The organism is Bradyrhizobium sp. Leo114, assembly GCF_055229415.2.
Genome location: NZ_JBUYEN020000020.1, coordinates 130887 through 148399 on the forward strand (window position 1 = coordinate 130887; position 17513 = coordinate 148399).

Annotated in this window: 12 protein-coding genes; 3 read left to right on the plus strand and 9 right to left on the minus strand. The window is 64.5% G+C overall.

Annotated features, from left to right (window positions below; all coding sequences use genetic code 11):
• Positions 1 to 142: 142 nt before the first annotated feature.
• The 5 genes from ACZIRK_RS24350 to ACZIRK_RS24370 all read right to left on the minus strand — a co-directional run bounded on the left by ACZIRK_RS24350 (position 143) and on the right by ACZIRK_RS24370 (position 6393).
• Positions 143 to 1738: an ABC transporter substrate-binding protein gene (locus ACZIRK_RS24350; RefSeq protein WP_130227318.1), complete on the minus strand. Its 1596-nt coding sequence runs from the start codon at positions 1736 to 1738 to the stop codon at positions 143 to 145.
• Between the two features lie 148 nt (positions 1739 to 1886).
• Positions 1887 to 2774, minus strand: a complete 888-nt coding sequence (locus ACZIRK_RS24355) for a TauD/TfdA dioxygenase family protein (protein WP_130227317.1) — start codon at positions 2772 to 2774, stop codon at positions 1887 to 1889.
• Positions 2775 to 2847: 73 nt separating this feature from the next.
• The gene (locus ACZIRK_RS24360) at positions 2848 to 3546 is read right to left on the minus strand and encodes a DUF2270 domain-containing protein (protein WP_130227316.1); all 699 of its coding nucleotides are present in this window, start codon (positions 3544 to 3546) and stop codon (positions 2848 to 2850) included.
• A 125-nt stretch (positions 3547 to 3671) separates the two neighbouring features.
• On the minus strand, positions 3672 to 5222 hold the full coding sequence (locus tag ACZIRK_RS24365) for an AMP-binding protein (RefSeq protein ID WP_130227315.1): 1551 nt from the start codon (positions 5220 to 5222) through the stop codon (positions 3672 to 3674).
• Positions 5223 to 5238: 16 nt separating this feature from the next.
• On the minus strand, positions 5239 to 6393 hold the full coding sequence (locus ACZIRK_RS24370; protein WP_165435318.1) for an iron-containing alcohol dehydrogenase: 1155 nt from the start codon (positions 6391 to 6393) through the stop codon (positions 5239 to 5241).
• Between the two features lie 353 nt (positions 6394 to 6746).
• On the opposite strand from ACZIRK_RS24370, the gene ACZIRK_RS24375 reads away from it, so the two are divergent.
• The 3 genes from ACZIRK_RS24375 to ACZIRK_RS24385 all read left to right on the plus strand — a co-directional run bounded on the left by ACZIRK_RS24375 (position 6747) and on the right by ACZIRK_RS24385 (position 12499).
• Complete coding sequence (locus tag ACZIRK_RS24375) at positions 6747 to 7883, plus strand: efflux RND transporter periplasmic adaptor subunit (protein WP_245474821.1); 1137 nt, start codon at positions 6747 to 6749, stop codon at positions 7881 to 7883.
• Positions 7880 to 11035 carry an efflux RND transporter permease subunit gene (locus ACZIRK_RS24380; RefSeq protein ID WP_463328233.1) on the plus strand — a complete coding sequence of 1052 codons (3156 nt, stop codon included), beginning with the start codon at positions 7880 to 7882 and terminating at the stop codon, positions 11033 to 11035. The genes ACZIRK_RS24375 and ACZIRK_RS24380 overlap by 4 nt, the downstream gene beginning before the upstream one ends.
• A 273-nt stretch (positions 11036 to 11308) precedes the next feature.
• Positions 11309 to 12499: an ABC transporter substrate-binding protein gene (locus ACZIRK_RS24385; protein ID WP_028167246.1), complete on the plus strand. Its 1191-nt coding sequence runs from the start codon at positions 11309 to 11311 to the stop codon at positions 12497 to 12499.
• Between the two features lie 181 nt (positions 12500 to 12680).
• On the opposite strand, the gene ACZIRK_RS24390 is transcribed toward ACZIRK_RS24385, so the two are convergent.
• The 4 genes from ACZIRK_RS24390 to ACZIRK_RS24405 all read right to left on the minus strand — a co-directional run bounded on the left by ACZIRK_RS24390 (position 12681) and on the right by ACZIRK_RS24405 (position 17459).
• A complete protein-coding gene (locus ACZIRK_RS24390; RefSeq protein ID WP_028167245.1) occupies positions 12681 to 13070 on the minus strand; it encodes an MAPEG family protein in 390 nt (129 codons plus the stop codon).
• 25 nt (positions 13071 to 13095) lie between these two features.
• Entirely contained in the window at positions 13096 to 14169 is a 1074-nt protein-coding gene (locus ACZIRK_RS24395) for a lipocalin-like domain-containing protein (protein WP_245474820.1), read from the minus strand.
• A 156-nt stretch (positions 14170 to 14325) separates the two neighbouring features.
• The gene (locus tag ACZIRK_RS24400) at positions 14326 to 16788 is read right to left on the minus strand and encodes an ABC transporter permease (RefSeq protein ID WP_130227313.1); all 2463 of its coding nucleotides are present in this window, start codon (positions 16786 to 16788) and stop codon (positions 14326 to 14328) included.
• Complete coding sequence (locus ACZIRK_RS24405; protein WP_130227312.1) at positions 16785 to 17459, minus strand: ABC transporter ATP-binding protein; 675 nt, start codon at positions 17457 to 17459, stop codon at positions 16785 to 16787. The genes ACZIRK_RS24400 and ACZIRK_RS24405 overlap by 4 nt, the downstream gene beginning before the upstream one ends.
• Between the last annotated feature and the right edge of the window lie 54 nt (positions 17460 to 17513).

Genomic DNA, 17513 nt, shown 5'->3' on the forward strand with positions numbered 1-17513 from the left:
CAACGCGCCGGGTGAGGGGCCGCGGCGCCCTCGATAGAGCGTAACCCCTCACCCGCGCCTTCAGCGCGACCTCTCCCTTTGGGAGAGGTGGGGACTCCCGACGCGGAGGCTGACTCGATTCCATCTCGTCACCTCGCGGACGCTACTTGTCCATCCAGACGTCTTCGTAACGGTAGCCGTTGTAGGAGCTGTTGGACATCACCGTCACGTTCTTGACGTAAGGCTGCCAGCAGGTTCCGGTGCGGCTATGCAGGATGATCGGCCGCGCCACGTCTTCCTGTAGTTTCTTGTCGATCTCCCACACCAGCTTCTTGCGCTTTTCGGGGTCGGTCTCGGCCGACTGCTGGTCGAACAGCTTTTCGATCTCGCGATTGCAGTAGTTGGTGTAGTTCCGTTCGGAGTCGCAGGAATAGTTCTCGTAGAACGACTGGTCGGGCTCGTCGACCGCGTTGCCGGTGAGGTTCAGGCCCAGCGAATAGTCCTTGCGCGCGACCTTCGGGAACCATTGCGCGGTGTCGACGACATCGAGCTCGGCGTCGATATAGATGGTCTTGAGCTGGTCGATCAGGATGATGGCGGGGTCGCGGTAGACCGGGATGTTGCGAGTCGAAACCTTGATCTGCAGATGCTTGTCGGGGGCGTAGCCCGCCTTCTGCATCAACTTGCGCGCCTGCTCGCGGTTGGCGTTGACGTCGGGCCCATAGCCCGGGATCGTCTCCAGCATCTCCTTCGGCATCGCCCACAATCCCGCCGGCGCGGGCTGCATGGTGCCGCCGATGTCGGCCTGTCCCTCGAACAGGATCGAGATGAACGCCTTGCGGTCAAGGGCGAGCGCCAGCGCGCGGCGGATGTCGAGATTGTCGAACGGCGGCGCCGACGAATTGATGATGATGTTGGTGGCAACGTTGCTCGGTTCCACCACGCAGATCGCATTGGGCGCCTGCGATTTGACATCCTTCAAGAGCGGGATCGATACTTCAGTCGGGAACGTCATGTCGAACTTGCCGGAGACGAAGCCAAGGATCGCCGTCGAGCGGTTCGGCACAATGGTGAACTCGATGCCGTCGAGATAGGGCAGGCCCTTCCTGAAGTAGTCCGGGTTCTTCGTCAGCTTGATCGACTCGTTGGCCTTGAACTCGACGAACTTGAACGGACCCGTGCCGATCGGCTTGGTGCGCATTTCCGCCGGCGAGACATGGCAGGGATAGATCGGACTATAGCCGGATGCGAGCAGCGACAATAGCGCGGGCTGCGGCCGCTTCAGGTTGAATGAGGCCTCGTAATCGCCATTGATGGTGACGTCATTGACCTGATCGTACCAGGATTTCCGCGGGTTCTGGCGGAACTTCTGTTGCGACTTGCCCATCAACAGGTCGAAGGTGCATTTGACGTCGGCCGAGGTGAACGGCTTGCCGTCATGCCATTTGACGCCGTTGCGAAGCTTGAATGTCAATTTCTTCTTGTCATCGCTCCAGGCCCAGCTCTCCGCGAGTTCCGGCACGATCGTATCGACGCTGTTCTGCGGAATATGCTGGTTGAAGATCACCAGGTTGTTGAAGATCGGCATGAAGGGAACGTTGAACGAATAGCTTGCGCCTTCGTGGATCGAGGCGCTGCCTGGACTGTCGCGGTGATACATCCTGAGAATGCCGCCGGACTTCGGTGTCTCCGCCAGCGAAACATCGCAAGCCGCAAGCCAACACAGCGCTGCCACGGCAAGCGCTCGCACGCTCCGCATCATTTCCTCCCGACGTTCGGTCTCTATGGCCGATTTGGCATGGAGGATACCATGGTGTGAGGTCTGAGCAACCAGCGTCGTATGCATGAGGATCGGCAATTCGGATGAAATGCCGAGCCTGCGACATTAGGCGCTGCAATGCGGGCCGCTATTCTGCCGCTTGTGGCGAGGGCAGGCCCATGCTGGCGAGACCGTCGGCCTCTGTCGCCGAGATCGTGGTGCGGATCATCAGCCGCGGCTCATGCGCCGGCCACGGCCGCCCGCGATGCATGGTGGCGCGGTTGTCCCACATCACGACATCGCCCTGCCGCCATTTGTGCAAGTAGGTTGTTCCCGGCGCGGTGGCTGCCGCCATCAGTTCATCGATCAGCTTCTTGCCCGCGGCGGCCGCCATGCCTTCGATCGCATAGGCGTGCGATGCGAGATAGAGTGCGCCGCGGCCGTTGGCGGGGTTGCGCCACACCATGCGCCAGCACACCGGCGGCAGCACCGCCATCTCCTCAGGCGTCGCAAGGCCGGGCGCGATCTGGTCGCGCGAATGCGCGTAGGAATGCCAGGCGAAGGAGTTTTCGAGCTGCTTTGCGAGTCCCTCGTCCAGCAGTTCGAACGCAAGACGGGTGGAGACGAATTCGGTCTCGCCGCCATGATCGGGAATCACTCGTGCCGACAGGATCGAGGTCAGCGCCGGCACGCGCTTGAACGAGGAATCGGTGTGCCAGAGCTGGTTGGCCTTGCTGCGCAGAGCCTGACGATGATCTGTTGGCACCACCTGGCCGTCGGGGCCGATGGTCGTGAGGATCACGAAATGCGATCCCGTTCCTATGGAACCGATTTTTGTCACTTCCGGCGGGCCGAAGCGGCGCGAGAATGCCAGTTGCTTTTCATCTGACACGTCCTGGTCGCGAAACACTAGGACTGAGTGCGCTTCAAATGCTGCACGCACTGCAGCATAAGCGGCCTTGCTTCTGGCGACATCGCCCAGCGTCACACCGCGAATTTCCGCAGCGAATCCCGGACCTACCCGGACCACGTCCATCGGCCATCCTCCCTAGTCTTTTTGTTGCTCAAGACTTAGGGCAAAAGCTGCAGCCGGGCAACGCGGCGACGTATCAACCCATCGCGATCAGGCTCTGCCGCTCGCGTCGGCTGGTGGTTTCGACGCGATACGTGACAAAAGCGAAGATCACCCAGCTTGCATGAAAGAGGACTCCCGCAAGAACGACCAGGATCCCCGGAATGGGGCCGATCGCGGCCCGCTCCCAAACTTCGGCAAGGGTGGTCAGCGGCGCCGGATGGATCGCGAGCTTGCCGTAATAGGCGATGGCCTGGATGGCGAAGATCCAGCCATAGGTGCGGCGCAGCCTTCGGCCGATCGCGCGCGCATAGCTGATGTGATAGCTCGGATTGCGATAATCATTGGCGAGCAGCTCGGTCCAGGTCGAATTCGGGTCAAGCCGTTCGCCGCGGATCATCGGCGCGTAGAAATCGGTTTCGAGCAGGCGCGCGCGGGCGCGCCAGACATTGAAGTAGCGGTAGCGCCGGGCCTCGAACAGCAGGAACACGGTGACAAGCAGGCCGACGAGGACCATCGGCAAAGGCGACGCGTCGGCGCTGCTGTAGGTGGCCGACAAGGCAATGCCCGTTGTGACCACCGCCCAGTTGGTCGAACTGTCGAGGCGCGTGCGCCAGACTGTGCTTCGGTAAACCTCGCCGCGATAGAGGTGGGCGAGGGCGCCAATCTCTGCGGCGGTGAATTCGAGCCTTGGGGCCGGTAGCGGCGTGGGCTCGCGTGGCTCGGGCAATGCCATGGCGTGCCTCCCGACGAAGCTGGCAGACGGGCAGGCACTATAGCGCAGACACGCCCCACCGAGCGAGTCCAGCCTCGGCGCACACGTCCACGCCTTCGTCGCAGCGCGAGCGCAGATAGGCCAGCTCACACGATACGCGAGGTCTTGTTGCCCCAATAGCGGTCGCGCAACAGGCGTTTGTAGAGCTTGCCGGTCGGCAGCCGCGGCAGTTCCGCCTCGAAATCGATCGAGCGCGGCACTTTCTGGCGCGACAGCGATTGCGCGCAGAACGCGATCAATTCCTCGGCAAGATCGGGTCCCGGCACCACGTCATGCATCGGCTGCACCACCGCTTTCACCTCCTCGCCGAGATCGGCGTTGGGCACGCCGAACACGGCGGCGTCCGCGACCTTGGGATGGGTGATCAGGAGGTTCTCGCATTCCTGCGGATAGATGTTCACTCCGCCGGAGATGATCATGAAGGTCGAACGGTCGGTGAGATAGAGATAGCCGTCATCGTCAACATAGCCGACGTCGCCGACCGTGCTCATGCTGCCGTCCGCCGAGCGTGCCTCACGCGTCCTGGCGGGATCGTTGAAATATTCAAAGGCCGAGGCGGTCTTGAACCACACCGTGCCCGGCGTCCCCTTGGGGCTCGGCTGCATGTTCTCGTCGAGGATATGCAGGTCGCCGAGCAGCACCTTGCCGACAGTGCCGCGATGGGACAGCCACTCCTCGGTATTGCAGGCGGTGAAGCCGAGACCCTCGGTCGCGCCGTAATATTCGTGGATGATCGGCCCCCACCAGTTGATGATGTCCTCCTTGACGAGGGCAGGGCAGGGAGCGGCGGCGTGGATCGCGATCTCCAGCGACGACAGGTCGTAGCGTTTGCGCACCTCCTCCGGCAGCTTCAGCATGCGCGAGAACATCGTTGGCACCAATTGGCTATGCGTGATGCCCCATTGCTCGACGAGCTGTAGATAACGCTCGGGATCGAAGCTCTCCATGATAACGACGGTGCCGCCGACGCGGATGGTGAGATTGACGGCCGCCTGCGGCGCCGAATGATAGAGCGGCGCGGGCGACAGATAGATCATTCCCTCGCGGTAGTGCCAGAGTTTCTGTAGGAAATCGAACAGCGGCAGTTGCTGTGACGGCGCTTGCTCCGGCAGCGGCCGCAGGATGCCTTTGGGCCGACCTGTGGTGCCGGACGAATAGAGCATCGCGGTGCCGATCGCTTCATCCTCGATCGGCGTCGCAGGAAGGCCCGCAGTCATCTGCTGTAGCCCGACGATGCGATCGCTTTCGCCCTCGCCGTCGGCGACGATGCAGAGCTCGACCTCAGGACATTCCTTCAGCGCCTCGCGCGCGACGTCGAGTTTTGCCCTCGACGTGATCAGGATGCGCGACTGGCTGTTGGTGAGGATGTAGGCGAGCTCGCTTGGGGTCAGATAGGAATTCACGCAGGTGAAATAGAGGCCGGAGCGCTCGCCGGCACCGCAGGCCTCCAGATAGCGATTGTTGTTCTCCATGAAGATCGCATAGTGCTCCAGCCGCTTCAGGCCGCATTTTCGAAACAGGTGCGCCAGGCGGTTGCTGCGCACCTCGAGCTCGCGATAGGTGACGGTCTCGCCCGTCGCAGCCATGATGAAGGCCGGTTGCAACGGGCGCAGATAAGCGTGCTTTCCGGTATACATCAGTGGAAAATGTCCCTCATGCTGCCAGCAGAAGAATCTCGCGGACCTGCTCGGGCCCTGCGATAGCGCGCGGATTGCGCGGAACCCACGGCGTCTTCATCGCCTGCGCCGCGATATGGTCGAAATGTTCGGGGCCGATCCGCACGTCCTGAAGGCTGCGCGGCAGGCCCAGTCCGCGGATGAAGTTGTCGAGCACGTCGCCGGCGTCCTGACCGGGATGGCCCATGGCGGCGGCGACCTGCGCCTGCCGCTCCGCATTGGCCGACTTGTTCCAGCGCATCACCGCCGGCAGCATCACGCAGGACGTGTAGCCGTGCGGCACGTCGAATTCGGCGCCGAGCACATAGCCGATGCCATGGCTCGCGCCCATCGGCACGCCGGAGGCGAGCGGCCCCGTCGACAGCCAGGTGCCGATCTGGCAGTCCAGCCGCGCGTCGATGTCGGTTGCATCGGCTTTGACCTGCGGCAGGGCTTGCGCCAGCATCGACAGTCCCTTCAGCGCCTGTGCATCGGCATAGGGATGCGATTCGTTCGAGCAGATGCCCTCGACGCAATGATCGACCGCGCGGATGCCGGTCGAGAGCCACAGCCATTCCGGCGTATGCAACGAAAGCCAGGGATCGAGGATGACGGCGCGCGGCATCACCAGGGGATGCGTCAGCAGCTCCTTGACCCGTTTCTTCTCGTTGGTGACGCCGGCGATCGCGGTGAACTCGCCGCCCGCGATCGTCGTCGGCACGCTGATCTGGCGTACGATGGGTGCATTGATTTGAGGCGTTACGCCGTGGCTGGTGCGGACTTTCTCGATGTCGTCGGCCTTGCGGATACCATTGGCGAGGCATAGCTGCACCGCCTTGGCGCCGTCGGTGATCGAGCCGCCGCCGATCGTGACGATAAGGTCGGCTTTCGCGGCGCGCGCCTGCTCGGCTGCCGCGACCACGGCGGAGCGCGGCGTATGCGGCGGCATCGCATCGAAGGTGCCGGCGCAAGCTGCGCCCAGCGCGGCGCGGATTCGCTCGATTTCGTCGGTCGTGCGGTTGAGCGTTCCGCTGACCATCAGGAAGGCGCGCTGCGCGGCCACACGCGCCACCTGCTCGACGATCGCCTCAGCCGCCTGGCGGCCGAACACGACCTCCTCCATTGCGCCAAATACGACACGTCCTCGGTGCACGAGCCGACCCTCCCTGAAAGATTTATTTTCTTTGACGGCAATCTAACGGAGCCGGAACGGCTCGTCATGCCCTTAGATGCGCCATCGGCGTCCGCGGGTGGGCTTTGCGGAGGTGATTGCCGCCTGTGTTGGCGTGCGGCCACGAAAAATGGACAGCGATTTTGCTTGATCCCGTCCCTCTCTTGAACAGACTGTCCTCCGGTCACATCTGTGACCTCCGCTGCGCGCAAGCTGCGGATCCGAGCGGCGTTACCCGCGCCGCCTGTGCTGTTCAGGGGGAGATCGACTTGGGCGCGAACGACAGGACGGGGAACCTCACGGCCAACTCACGGCGCGGCGTCAGCGCGCTTGGCTTGCTCATTGCCTTGGCAACGTCTGCCTTGGCATTGTCGGGCTGTGGCGACAAGCAGCAGCCACAGGCGGCGGCGCCGGCCCCTGCGGTCACGGTGGCGCAGCCGACCAAGCGCACGGTCACGGATTGGGACGAATTCACCGGGCGGTTCGAAGCGATCGAGGAGGTCCAGGTTCGCGCCCGCGTCGGCGGCTTCGTCACCAGCGTCGAGTTTCGCGATGGCGCCATCGTCCGCGCCGGCGACCTGCTTTACGTGATCGATCCGCGCCCGTTCGAGGCCGTCGCCAAGCAGGCTGAGGGACAACTTGCGGACGCGCGGGCCAAGGCGGAGCTCGCCAAGCGCGAGCTCGACCGCGGCCTGAACCTGGTTCAGACCAGTGCAGTCTCCGAACAGGTCGTCGACCAGCGCCGTCAGGCCTTGCAGGCAGCCCATGCCGCCGAGACGCAGGCCGAGGGCGCGCTCAAGGCAGCCCAGCTCAACATCGAATTCACCCATGTGCTGGCGCCGCTCACCGGCCGCGTCAGCCGCCATCTCGTCAGCGTCGGCAATCTTGTGCAGGGCAGCGAGGGCGGCGCGACCCTGCTCACCTCGATCGTGTCGCTCGACCCGATCTACATCTATTTCGACGTCGACGAGGCGACCTATCTGCGGAACAACCGGCTCTGGTTCGAGGGCAAACGGCCGAGTTCGCGCGATACGCCCAATCCGGTCCAGGTGACGCTGACCGGCGAAACCAGGCCCTCGCACGAAGGCAAGATGGATTTCCTCGACAACCGGCTGGATGTCTCGACCGCCACCCTGCGGAGCCGCGCGGTGATTCCGAACAAGGATCTCTCGATCCTGCCCGGACAGTTCGGCCGCGTGCGGATCATCGGCAGCTCGCCTTATGAGGCGCTGCTCGTGCCCGACACGGCTGTCGCCACCGACCAGTCGCGCAAGATCGTGTTCGTGGTCAAGGACGACGACACGGTGGAGGCAAAGCCCGTGACGCTCGGCCCGCTCGACGAAGGTCTGCGCGTAATCCGCGAAGGCCTCAAGGCGGACGACCGCGTGATCGTCGATGGCCTGCAGCGCGCTCGCGTCGGCGCCAAGGTGAGCCCGCATCCCGCACAAGCCGCGAGCGGTGGCAAATCATGAACCTCGGGCGGCTTTCCATCAACCAGCCCATCCTGGCGATGGTGCTGTCGATCGTGCTCCTGATCGTCGGCGCGATCGCCTACACCACGCTGCCGGTCTCGGAATATCCGCAAGTGGTGCCACCCACCGTGGTAGTCACCACCAATTATCCCGGCGCCTCCGCGCAGACCGTCTCCGACACCGTCGCTGCCCCGATCGAGCAGGAGATCAACGGCGTCGAGGACATGCTGTATCTCTACAGCCAGGCCACCTCGAACGGCCAGCTCACCATCACCGTCACCTTCAAGCTTGGCACCAACCTCGACACCGCCCAGGTGCTGGTGCAGAACCGTGTCGCGATCGCGCAGCCGCGACTGCCCGAAGAGGTGCAGCGCAACGGCGTGACCACGCGCAAGAACAGCCCTGATATCCTGATGGTCGTATTCATGCTGTCGCCCGATGACAGCTTCGACCAGCTCTACATCTCCAACTATGCGCTGCTGCAGGTCCGCGACCAGTTGCTCCGGCTCGACGGCGTCGGCGACATCCAGATCTTCGGCGCGCGCGATTACTCGATGCGGCTGTGGCTGGATCCCGACCGCCTCGCCAATCTCGGCTTGACCTCAACCGAGGTGCTGGCGGCGATCCGCGCGCAGAACCTGCAGATCGCGGGCGGACAGATCGCGGAGCCGCCGATTGCGGATCGCGCGTTCCAGCCCAACCTTGTCTTTACCGGCCGTCTCAAGGATCCCAGGCAGTTCGAGGATATCGTGGTCAGGGCCGGCGCCGGCGGCCGCACCGTGCGCCTGCGCGACGTTGCCCGCGTCGAACTTGGCGCGCTGTCCTATAGCACCAACAGCTTCCTGCTCAAGAAATCGGCGGTCGGCATGCTGGTGACGCAGCGGCCCGGCTCGAACGCGCTCGCCACCGCCAAGGAAATCTCCGATACGATGGTCAAGCTCAAGGCGAGCTTCCCGAAAGGGCTCGACTACAATATCGGCTACAACCCGACCGAATTCATCGCACAATCCATCCACGAGCTGATCAAGACCATCTACGAGGCGATGCTGCTCGTCGTCATCGTGGTGCTGGTGTTCCTGCAGGGCTGGCGGCCGGCGATCATTCCGATCATCGCGATCCCGGTGTCGCTGGTCGGCACCTTCGCGGTGATGGCTGCGCTCGGCTTCTCGATCAACAATCTGACGCTGTTCGGCCTGGTGCTGGCGGTCGGCATCGTGGTCGACGACGCCATCGTGGTGGTCGAGAATGTCGAGCGGCATCTCGAGCACGGAATGAGCCGGCGCGATGCCGCGCTCAAGACGATGGAGGAGGTCGGCGGAGCGCTGGTCTCGATCGCGCTGGTGCTGTGTGCGGTGTTCGTGCCGACCGCATTCCTCGGCGGCATCTCGGGCCAGTTCTTCCAGCAATTCGCCGTCACCATTGCGGTCGCAACCGCGATCTCCTGCTTCTGCTCGCTGACGCTGTCGCCGGCGCTGGCCTCGCTGATCCTGGTGCCGCATGAGGAGAAGCGGCCGGCGGCGCGCTGGAATATCATTGCCCGTGGCTGGGAGAAGTTCACGGGCGTCTTCAACCGCCTGTTCGACCGGCTGTCGCATGGCTATGCCGCAGCGGCCGACTTCGTGATCCGCCATACGGCGGTGATGCTGCTGATCTATGTCGCGCTGATCGGCAGCGCCGGCTGGTTGCTCGCGACCACGGCACAGGGCTTCATTCCGGCGCAGGATCGGGGCTACATCATCGTGTCGGTGCAATTGCCGGGGGCGGCATCGCTGGCTCGCACCACGGCGGTGGTGCGCGAGATCGAGCGGATCGCGCTCGACACGCCGGGCATCGTGCGCGTCGCGGCCTTTGCCGGCTTCTCGGGCGCAACGCGCACGCAGTCGGGCAATGCCGCGGCGCTGTTCCCCGTGTTCGATGAGCCGGAGGCGCGCCAGAAGAAAGGGTTGTCGGCGACCGCGATCACGGCCGAGCTGCGCAAGCGCCTGTCTGTGATCCAGGGGGCCTTCATCATCGTGATCCCGCCGCCTGCGGTGCCGGGCATCGGCACCGGCGGCGGCTTCACCATCCGCATCCAGGATCGCCAGGGCCGCGGCCCCGAGCTGCTGGCTGCCGCGACCGACGAACTTGTCGCTGCCGCGCGCAAGTCGCCATATCTCACCTCGGTGTTCTCGCCGTTCACCGCCAATACGCCGCAAGTGTTCGTCGACATCGACCGCATCAAGGCGCAGAAGCTCGGCGTGCCGATCGCAAGCATCAACGACACCATCCAGACCTATTTCGGCTCGACCTACGTCAACGACTTCAACCTGTTCGGCCGCACCTATCACGTCACCGCGCAGGCTGACCTGCCGTTCCGCAAGGAAACCTCCGATCTCGCGCGGCTGCGGACACGCAATGCCGCGGGCGACATGGTGCTGCTCGGCAGCGTGGTCGAATTCCGCGACGTCTCCGGGCCCGACCGCGTCGCGCGCTACAACCTCTATTCGGCATCCGAGCTGCAGGGCGAGCCGGCGCCCGGCACGAGTTCGCAGACCGCACTCGACACCATCAAACAGCTCGCCGATGCAACGCTGCCGAGCGGTTTTGCGTTCGAGTGGACCGACCTGTCGTATCAGCAGATCACCGGCGGCAATGCCGGGCTCTACGTGTTCCCGATCTGCGTGCTGTTCGTCTATCTCGTGCTCGCCGCGCAATATGGCAGCTGGAGCCTGCCGTTTGCGGTGATCCTGATCGTGCCGATGTGCCTGCTGGCTGCGACCATCGGCGTGCGCATCATGGGGCAGGACGTCAACATCCTGACTCAGATCGGTTTCGTCGTGCTGGTCGGCCTCGCCGCCAAGAACGCGATCCTGATCGTCGAGTTCGCGCGCGACATCGAGGCCGAGGGCAAGCCGCGGCTGGAGGCGGTGATCGAGGCCTGCCGCCTGCGGCTGCGGCCGATCCTGATGACGTCGTTCGCCTTCATCCTCGGCGTGCTGCCATTGGTGGTCTCGACCGGCTCGGGCTCGGAGATGCGCCAGGCGGTCGGGGTCGCCGTGTTCTTCGGCATGCTCGGCGTCACCCTGTTCGGCCTGATCTTCACGCCGATCTTCTACATGGTGGTGCGCGGGCTCGCCGATCCCAGGCATCCGAAGAAGCCGGTGGAAGCTTGAGGCGGGGGCCGCGGTCTCACCCCGCCGTCATTCCGGGGCGCGCGCAGCGCCAGCCCGGAATCCATTTCTCCGCCAGCGTATGCGGCCCGATGGATTCCGGGCTCATCGCGGAGCCTGTCATCGGGCCGCGCTTCGCGCGGACCCGTTGGCGATGCCCCGGAATGACGAGGGCCGCAAGCCCCACTAATGGCTGAGCCGAAAGTGATGGGCAGCCGCAGGGTTATAAAATATCATTCGCTTATATTCCGAACAGAAACTGCAGGGAGATCATTTATGAAATCGGGATTGCTCGCCGCCGTCGCCCTTGGCGGCCTTTTGCTGTCAACTCCGAGTTTTGCCCAGGGCGTCAAGATCGGCATCCTGAACGACCAGTCCGGCGTCTATGCCGATTACGGCGGCAAGTATTCGCTCGAGGCCGCCAGGATGGCGATCGAAGATTTCGGCGGCGAGGTGCTGGGGCACAAGATCGAGCTCGTCACCGCCGATCACCAGAACAAGCCCGATCTCGCCTCTGCGATCGCGCGGCGCTGGTACGATACCGAAGGCGTCGACATGATCACCGAGCTGACCACCTCTTCGGTGGCGCTCGCGGTCCAGGAACTCTCCAACGAGAAGAAGAAGATCGACATCGTCGTGGGCGCGGCGACCTCCCGCATCACAGGCGATGCCTGCACGCCCTACGGTTTCCACTGGGCCTATGACACCCGCGCCCTGGCGGTGGGCACCGGCGGCGCGCTGGTGCAGGCGGGCGGCGATACCTGGTTTTTCCTGACCGCCGACTACGCCTTCGGCTACGCGCTGGAAAAGGACACCAGCGACATCGTCAAGGAAAAGGGCGGCAAGGTGCTGGGCTCGGTGCGCGTGCCCCTGAACTCGTCGGATTTCTCGTCCTTCCTGCTGCAGGCGCAGAGCTCGAAGGCGAAGATCGTAGGCCTTGCCAATGCCGGCCTCGACACCACCAACTCGATCAAGCAGGCGGCCGAGTTCGGCATCGTCAAGAGCGGGCAGAAGCTTGCTGGCCTGCTGATGACGCTGTCCGAGGTCCACGGTCTCGGGCTGGAAGCCGCGCAGGGTCTTGTGCTCACCGAAGGGTTTTATTGGGACCACGACGACGCTTCGCGCGCCTTCAGCGAACGCTTCATCAAGCGCACCGGCCACATGCCGAGCATGATCCACGCCGGCACCTATTCGGCGACGCTGTCCTATCTGAAGGCCGTGAAGGCCGCCGGAACCAAGGACAGCGATAAGGTGGCGAAAAAGCTGAAGGAGTTGCCGGTCGACGACGCCTTCGCCAAGGGCAAGGTGCAGGAGAACGGCCGCATGGTGCACGACCTTTACCTGTTCGAGGTCAAGAAGCCCTCGGAATCGAAGAAGCCGTGGGACTATTACAAGCAGCTCGCCGTGGTGCCCGGCGACAAGGCCTTCTTCACCGCCAAGGAAAGCGGCTGCCCGCTGACGAAGTGATGCTTTAGCAACCACTCGGTCGTCATCCCCGCGAAAGCGGGGATCCATAACCACAGTCGGTCGTTGTGGTGCGCGCAAGCGGTTGCGGCGGAGCACACCACGAGCGCTTGCGGTTATGGGTCCCGGGTCAAGCCCGGGACGACATTGGAGTTTGAATAGCCGTCAATCTCAAATAACCCTCTCAGGAAATCACCTTCCACGTCGCGGCCCCCAACGCGCCACCCCACAGCACGATGCACACCAGCGCCTGGATGCCGAAGCCGGGGCCGCGCTTTTCGACGGCTTGGCGATAGCCGATGAAATAGACGATGCGGCCGATGATCCAGACCACGCCGAGCGCGGCTGCGATCGCGTCGCTGATGTAGATCGCAAACAGCCACAGCGAGGGCAGGAAGATCGGCATCCATTCCAGCGTGTTCATCTGCACCCGGAAGATGCGCTCGAAATCTGGATCCCCCGAGATCGCCGGCAGCTTGACGGCGAATGTGTAACGCGCCCGCGCAACGGTCGCCGAGGTGAAGAAATAGAACGCGATCGCAAGGCAGGTGACGATCGCCGTGTCGTGATACATGGAGAGCCTCCCTTGAAGTCGCCGCTCAATAGCCGGTCAGTTCGAGATAGCCGACGCCGGCATGGCTGCCGGCAAAGCTGATCGGGCCCTCCCAGTAGGAAAAACCCGTTCCCATCCAGCTTCGCGCGTTGAGCGGCCTGGTTTCGATCTTTACCCCGCGCGCAGGGATTTCGATACGCCATGACGTCGGCACCTTGCGGCCGCCGATCTCGGTGAAGGCGATCGGCATGATGCTGTTGTCGCTTGAAGCGATCTCGCTGGAACGGCCGTCCGGCTCGATCCAGTTGCCGAATAGGTTGCTCTTGCCGTCCTTCTGGCGCAGCCGGTAGAGCATCAGCTTTTCGTCGTTGGGCAGATGCAGCGAGAACCAGTCCCAGCCGGTCTGGTCGGACGCGAGCGGCTGGCTGCTCCATTCGCGGTCCATCCAGGCCTGCCCGGTGACGTCGACAGGCTTGTCGTCGATGACGATGCGGCCGGCCGCCTTGAAGAAGGGCTGGCTGTAGTAATAGGACGCCTGTCCGCGATCGGACTTCATGCTGTAGCCGCGGTCGCCCTGCAGCACCAGCGCCCGCTCCGCATCGAGCCGGAGCTCGTAACTGAAATCCGCGCCCGTCGCGCTGAGTTTCAGCGGCGCCACTTTGTCCGCATTGAAGCCGTCGAGCCCACGCATCTCCCAGGCATCGATCCAGCCGACAAACGGACTCGTCTCGACGCCGGCCTGCCCGACGCCGCCGCGCGCAAATGTCTCGGAATAACGGTGCGTGTCGGCGCGCGTGACCGCGGCATGTCCCATCCAGATTTGCTGGTTGGCCCAGCCTTCAAGCTGCGCGCCCGCGCGCATCGCCTGCCGGAACAGCGTCCATTGCAACCCGTGGGCGGTGCCCGCCGCATCGACGAGGTTCGCGGTCACATACCACCATTCGATGCGGAATTCCGGATGCGGGCCGTGATCGAGCGGAAAGACGAAACTCTTACCAGGCGTGACAGGCGCAAACCCGTCGGCGGTCTCGCCGAGCCCCGCGAAGCCTTGCGCACGGGCATGGCCTCCAAGGCCAACTGCAAGCGCGCCGCCGACAAATGCGCGGCGCGAGATTTTCACCTCTCCCGCTTGCGGGAGAGGTCGGCGCGAAGCGCCGCGTGAGGGCTCTCTCCACACGGACAGTCCCATCGTGGAGACACCCTCACCCCAGCCCTCCCCCGCAAGCGGGGGAGGGAGCGCAGCCACCATTGCGGATGCAATTCGGCCCAGTCTCATTTAGCGCTCATTGACGAAGATGCGGATCAGATTGGCCGGCTGCATCCGCGCCAGCCGGATGACAGGCAATAGCGCAGCCAACAGCGCCGCCGCCAGGGCAACGCCGAGCAGCTCCACCAGTTGCAACGGAAACACCTGGAACGGCAAGCGCCAGCCGAAAGCCTTCACGTTCACGACCGCAAGCAGGCACCAAGCCACCAGAAGGCCGAGCGGCAGCGCAAACAGCGAGGTGATCAGCGCCACCGCCATTGTCTTCAGCAATTCGATCCGCGCGAGCCTCTCGCGCGTCAGCCCGATCGCCCACAGCGGCGCAAGTTGCGGTAGGCGGGAATTCGCCAGCGTCAGGAGGCTCGTGAGCAGCGCGACGCCGGCGACGCCGAGCGTGAAGGTGTTGAGTGCTGACGTAACCGAGAAGGTGCGGTTGAAGATGCGTTTCGACTCCGCCTTCACCGTCGTCTGATCAGCGACGCTGCGGTCATCGAGGCCGAACTTCTGCTGCAGCTCGGCAATCAGCGCGGGCACGGCGGGCGGTGGGACGCGGAGGCCGAACCGTGTCTGCGGCACTTCCGGAAAGTGCCGCGTCAGCGCGGCAAAGTTCACCGCCACCTGGCCCTTGGGATTGCCGTAGTCGGCATAGATGCCGACGATCTCGAGCGGCCAGTTGCCGCCCGGCGCGGGCACCTCGATCCGGTCGCCGATCGCAAGCTTCAGCCGCCGCGACAATTGCTCGCTGGCAAAGCAGGTGTCGCCGGCGCGCAGGCGGTCCCATCCATCCGACCGCGACTCCAGCAGCGGCCAGTTGTCGCGAAAGGTGGCCTGATCGGGCAGGCCGAGCACCTCGATCGGCATGCCTGCAAGCTGCGCATCCGCGCGGCCACCGGGCAGGATCGCCTGCACCTCGCTCCGCCCGCGCAGCCAGGCCTTGATCTCACTTGCCTGCGCATCGCTGGCCGCATTGACATAGACGTCGGCGGCGAGCCGTCCGTCGAGCCAGACCAGGAAAGTGCGGCTGAAACTTTCCACCATGGTACCGACACCGACATTGACCGCGAGCGCTAGCAACAGCGCCATCAGCGCCAGTGACAATCCCGAGAGCTGCTGGCGGCTGTCGGCCCAGAACCAGATACTGACCGGCCGCCCGGCGCTGCGTTGGCCGAGCGCAAGTGCGATCTCCAGAATCATCGGCAGGATCAGCGCGGCGCCGAGCATCAGCGCGGCGAGCACGGCAAAGCCCGAGAGCAGGGAATCGCCGAACCAGAGAAAGCCGCCGGCCACGGCAAAGGCGGCAAGCGCGGCAGCGCTCTGAAACACCAGCCAGCGCCGCTGCGCCTGCTGCCAGGCCTGCGGCTGCGCCGATGATAGCACCGGCATGCGGATCGCCTTGGCAAGGCTCGCGGCGGCGGCCGCCAGCGCGCCGAGGATGCTGATCGCGATGCCGGCGAGCCACCACTCGCCCTTCAATGTCAGTTGTCCCGGAATCTGCGCGCCATACAGCCCGCGCAACGAGGCCGCGACGTCGGGTAGCAGCGCCGCGGCGATGAAATACCCGCACACCAGTCCCACCAGGCCCGCGACCAGCGCGAGCGATACCAGCTCGGCTACCAGCACGCTGTTCAGCATCCGCGCCGACACGCCGCAGGCGCGCAAGGTGCGCAGCATCGGCAGCCGCTGCTCGAAGGCAAGCCCGATCGCGGAGTTGACGATGAAGAGGCCAACGAAGAACGACAACAGCCCGAACGCGGTCAGGTTGAGATGGAAGCTGTCGGTGAGGCGCTCGAGATCGGTTTCCGCGTTGGGCTCGACCAGGCGCAGCCGGTCGCCTGCGATGCTTTCGAGCGGCGCGCGCCTGGCGCTGGATTTGCCGATCAGCACGCGCGAGATTTGATCCGGCATCTTCAGGATCTGCTGCGCGATCCCGATATCGACGACGAGCACGCCGGGCACGAGCTGCGCCTGCACGCGGAGTGGCGGCAGCAGCACGCCGCCATTCGACGATGGCCGCTCGCCCTCTTTGAGGCCGAGGTCTGCCAGTGTCTCCGGCGCCACCAGCATTTCACCGGGCGGCGTGACAAAGGACTGCAGATCGGTCCGGCCGATCACGGGCGCAGTGCTGACTTCGCCCGGCAGCGTCACCGGCTCGATGCCGAGCAGCCGGAACGATCGTCCGCCGATCTGCGGGCGCCCCTCGACCACGGGCGAGACCGGCCAGCCGGCGCGGCGCAGATCGACGAAGAGGTGTTGCGGAAAACTGGTGCTGTCGCGACTGACGAGCATCGCGGTGCGGGTGCCGCCGAAGGTCGCCGCCGCCCGATCATAGGCGTTGCGCGCCTGCTGGTTCAGCGCCTGCACGCCGCTCCACAGCGCGGTCGCGGAGATCAATCCGATCAGCAGCGTCGCAAGCTGCATCGGATGCCGACGCCAATGGCTGAGCAGAACTGCCAGCGTCCACAGCGCCCGGCTCATGCGATCACCCCCGCATGCAAATTGACCCGGCGGTCGAGCAATGCTGCGAGCCGCGCGCTATGCGTCACCATCAGGAAGCCGCACCCGGTCCGCGCCACCAGATCGCGCGCCAGCGCCAGCACCTCGTCGGCGGTCTCTTCGTCGAGATTGCCGGTCGGCTCGTCTGCGAGCAGCAGCAGCGGCTTGGGCGCCAGCGCGCGGCCGATCGCGACGCGCTGCTGCTGGCCGCCGGACAATTGCTCCGGATATCGCTTCAAGAGCTGCGCCAGTCCAAGCCGCTGCACCAGTTCGTCGTGCCATTTCGGATCATGCCGTCCGGCGATCCGCGACTGAAAGGTAAGATTGTCCGAAACCATCAGGCTCGGGATCAGGTTGAATTGCTGGAACACCAATCCCAGCCGGTCGCGACGCAGTGCAGCACGACCGGCCTCGCCGAGGTTGGAAAGGCTGACGCCGTCGAGAACGATCTCGCCGCCATCGGCGGCATCGAGCCCGGCGATCAGGTGTAACAGCGTGCTCTTGCCGCTGCCGGATTCGCCGGTCAGCGCCACGCTTTCGCCCGCGGCAACCGCAAGGTTGACGCCGCGCAGCACCGCAATGTCCTCGCCGGCCGAACGATAGCTTTTCCTCAGGCCGGTGACCTCGAGCACGGGACGATTTCCACTTGGCATGCGCTGTCGATGCCACGGCAGGGCCGGCAGGTCAAAATCCACGGTTGCCTTGTC

Excerpts from the sequence above, each read along its gene's own strand:
- ACZIRK_RS24365 (WP_130227315.1), bottom strand. The coding sequence starts at position 5,222 with ATGTATACCGGAAAGCACGCTTATCTGCGCCCGTTGCAACCGGCCTTC.
- ACZIRK_RS24390 (WP_028167245.1), bottom strand. The coding sequence starts at position 13,070 with ATGTATCACGACACGGCGATCGTCACCTGCCTTGCGATCGCGTTCTAT.
- ACZIRK_RS24385 (WP_028167246.1), top strand. The coding sequence starts at position 11,309 with ATGAAATCGGGATTGCTCGCCGCCGTCGCCCTTGGCGGCCTTTTGCTG.
- ACZIRK_RS24405 (WP_130227312.1), bottom strand. The coding sequence starts at position 17,459 with ATGCCAAGTGGAAATCGTCCCGTGCTCGAGGTCACCGGCCTGAGGAAA.
- ACZIRK_RS24355 (WP_130227317.1), bottom strand. The coding sequence starts at position 2,774 with ATGGACGTGGTCCGGGTAGGTCCGGGATTCGCTGCGGAAATTCGCGGT.
- ACZIRK_RS24380 (WP_463328233.1), top strand. The coding sequence starts at position 7,880 with ATGAACCTCGGGCGGCTTTCCATCAACCAGCCCATCCTGGCGATGGTG.
- ACZIRK_RS24400 (WP_130227313.1), bottom strand. The coding sequence starts at position 16,788 with ATGAGCCGGGCGCTGTGGACGCTGGCAGTTCTGCTCAGCCATTGGCGT.
- ACZIRK_RS24350 (WP_130227318.1), bottom strand. The coding sequence starts at position 1,738 with ATGCGGAGCGTGCGAGCGCTTGCCGTGGCAGCGCTGTGTTGGCTTGCG.
- ACZIRK_RS24360 (WP_130227316.1), bottom strand. The coding sequence starts at position 3,546 with ATGGCATTGCCCGAGCCACGCGAGCCCACGCCGCTACCGGCCCCAAGG.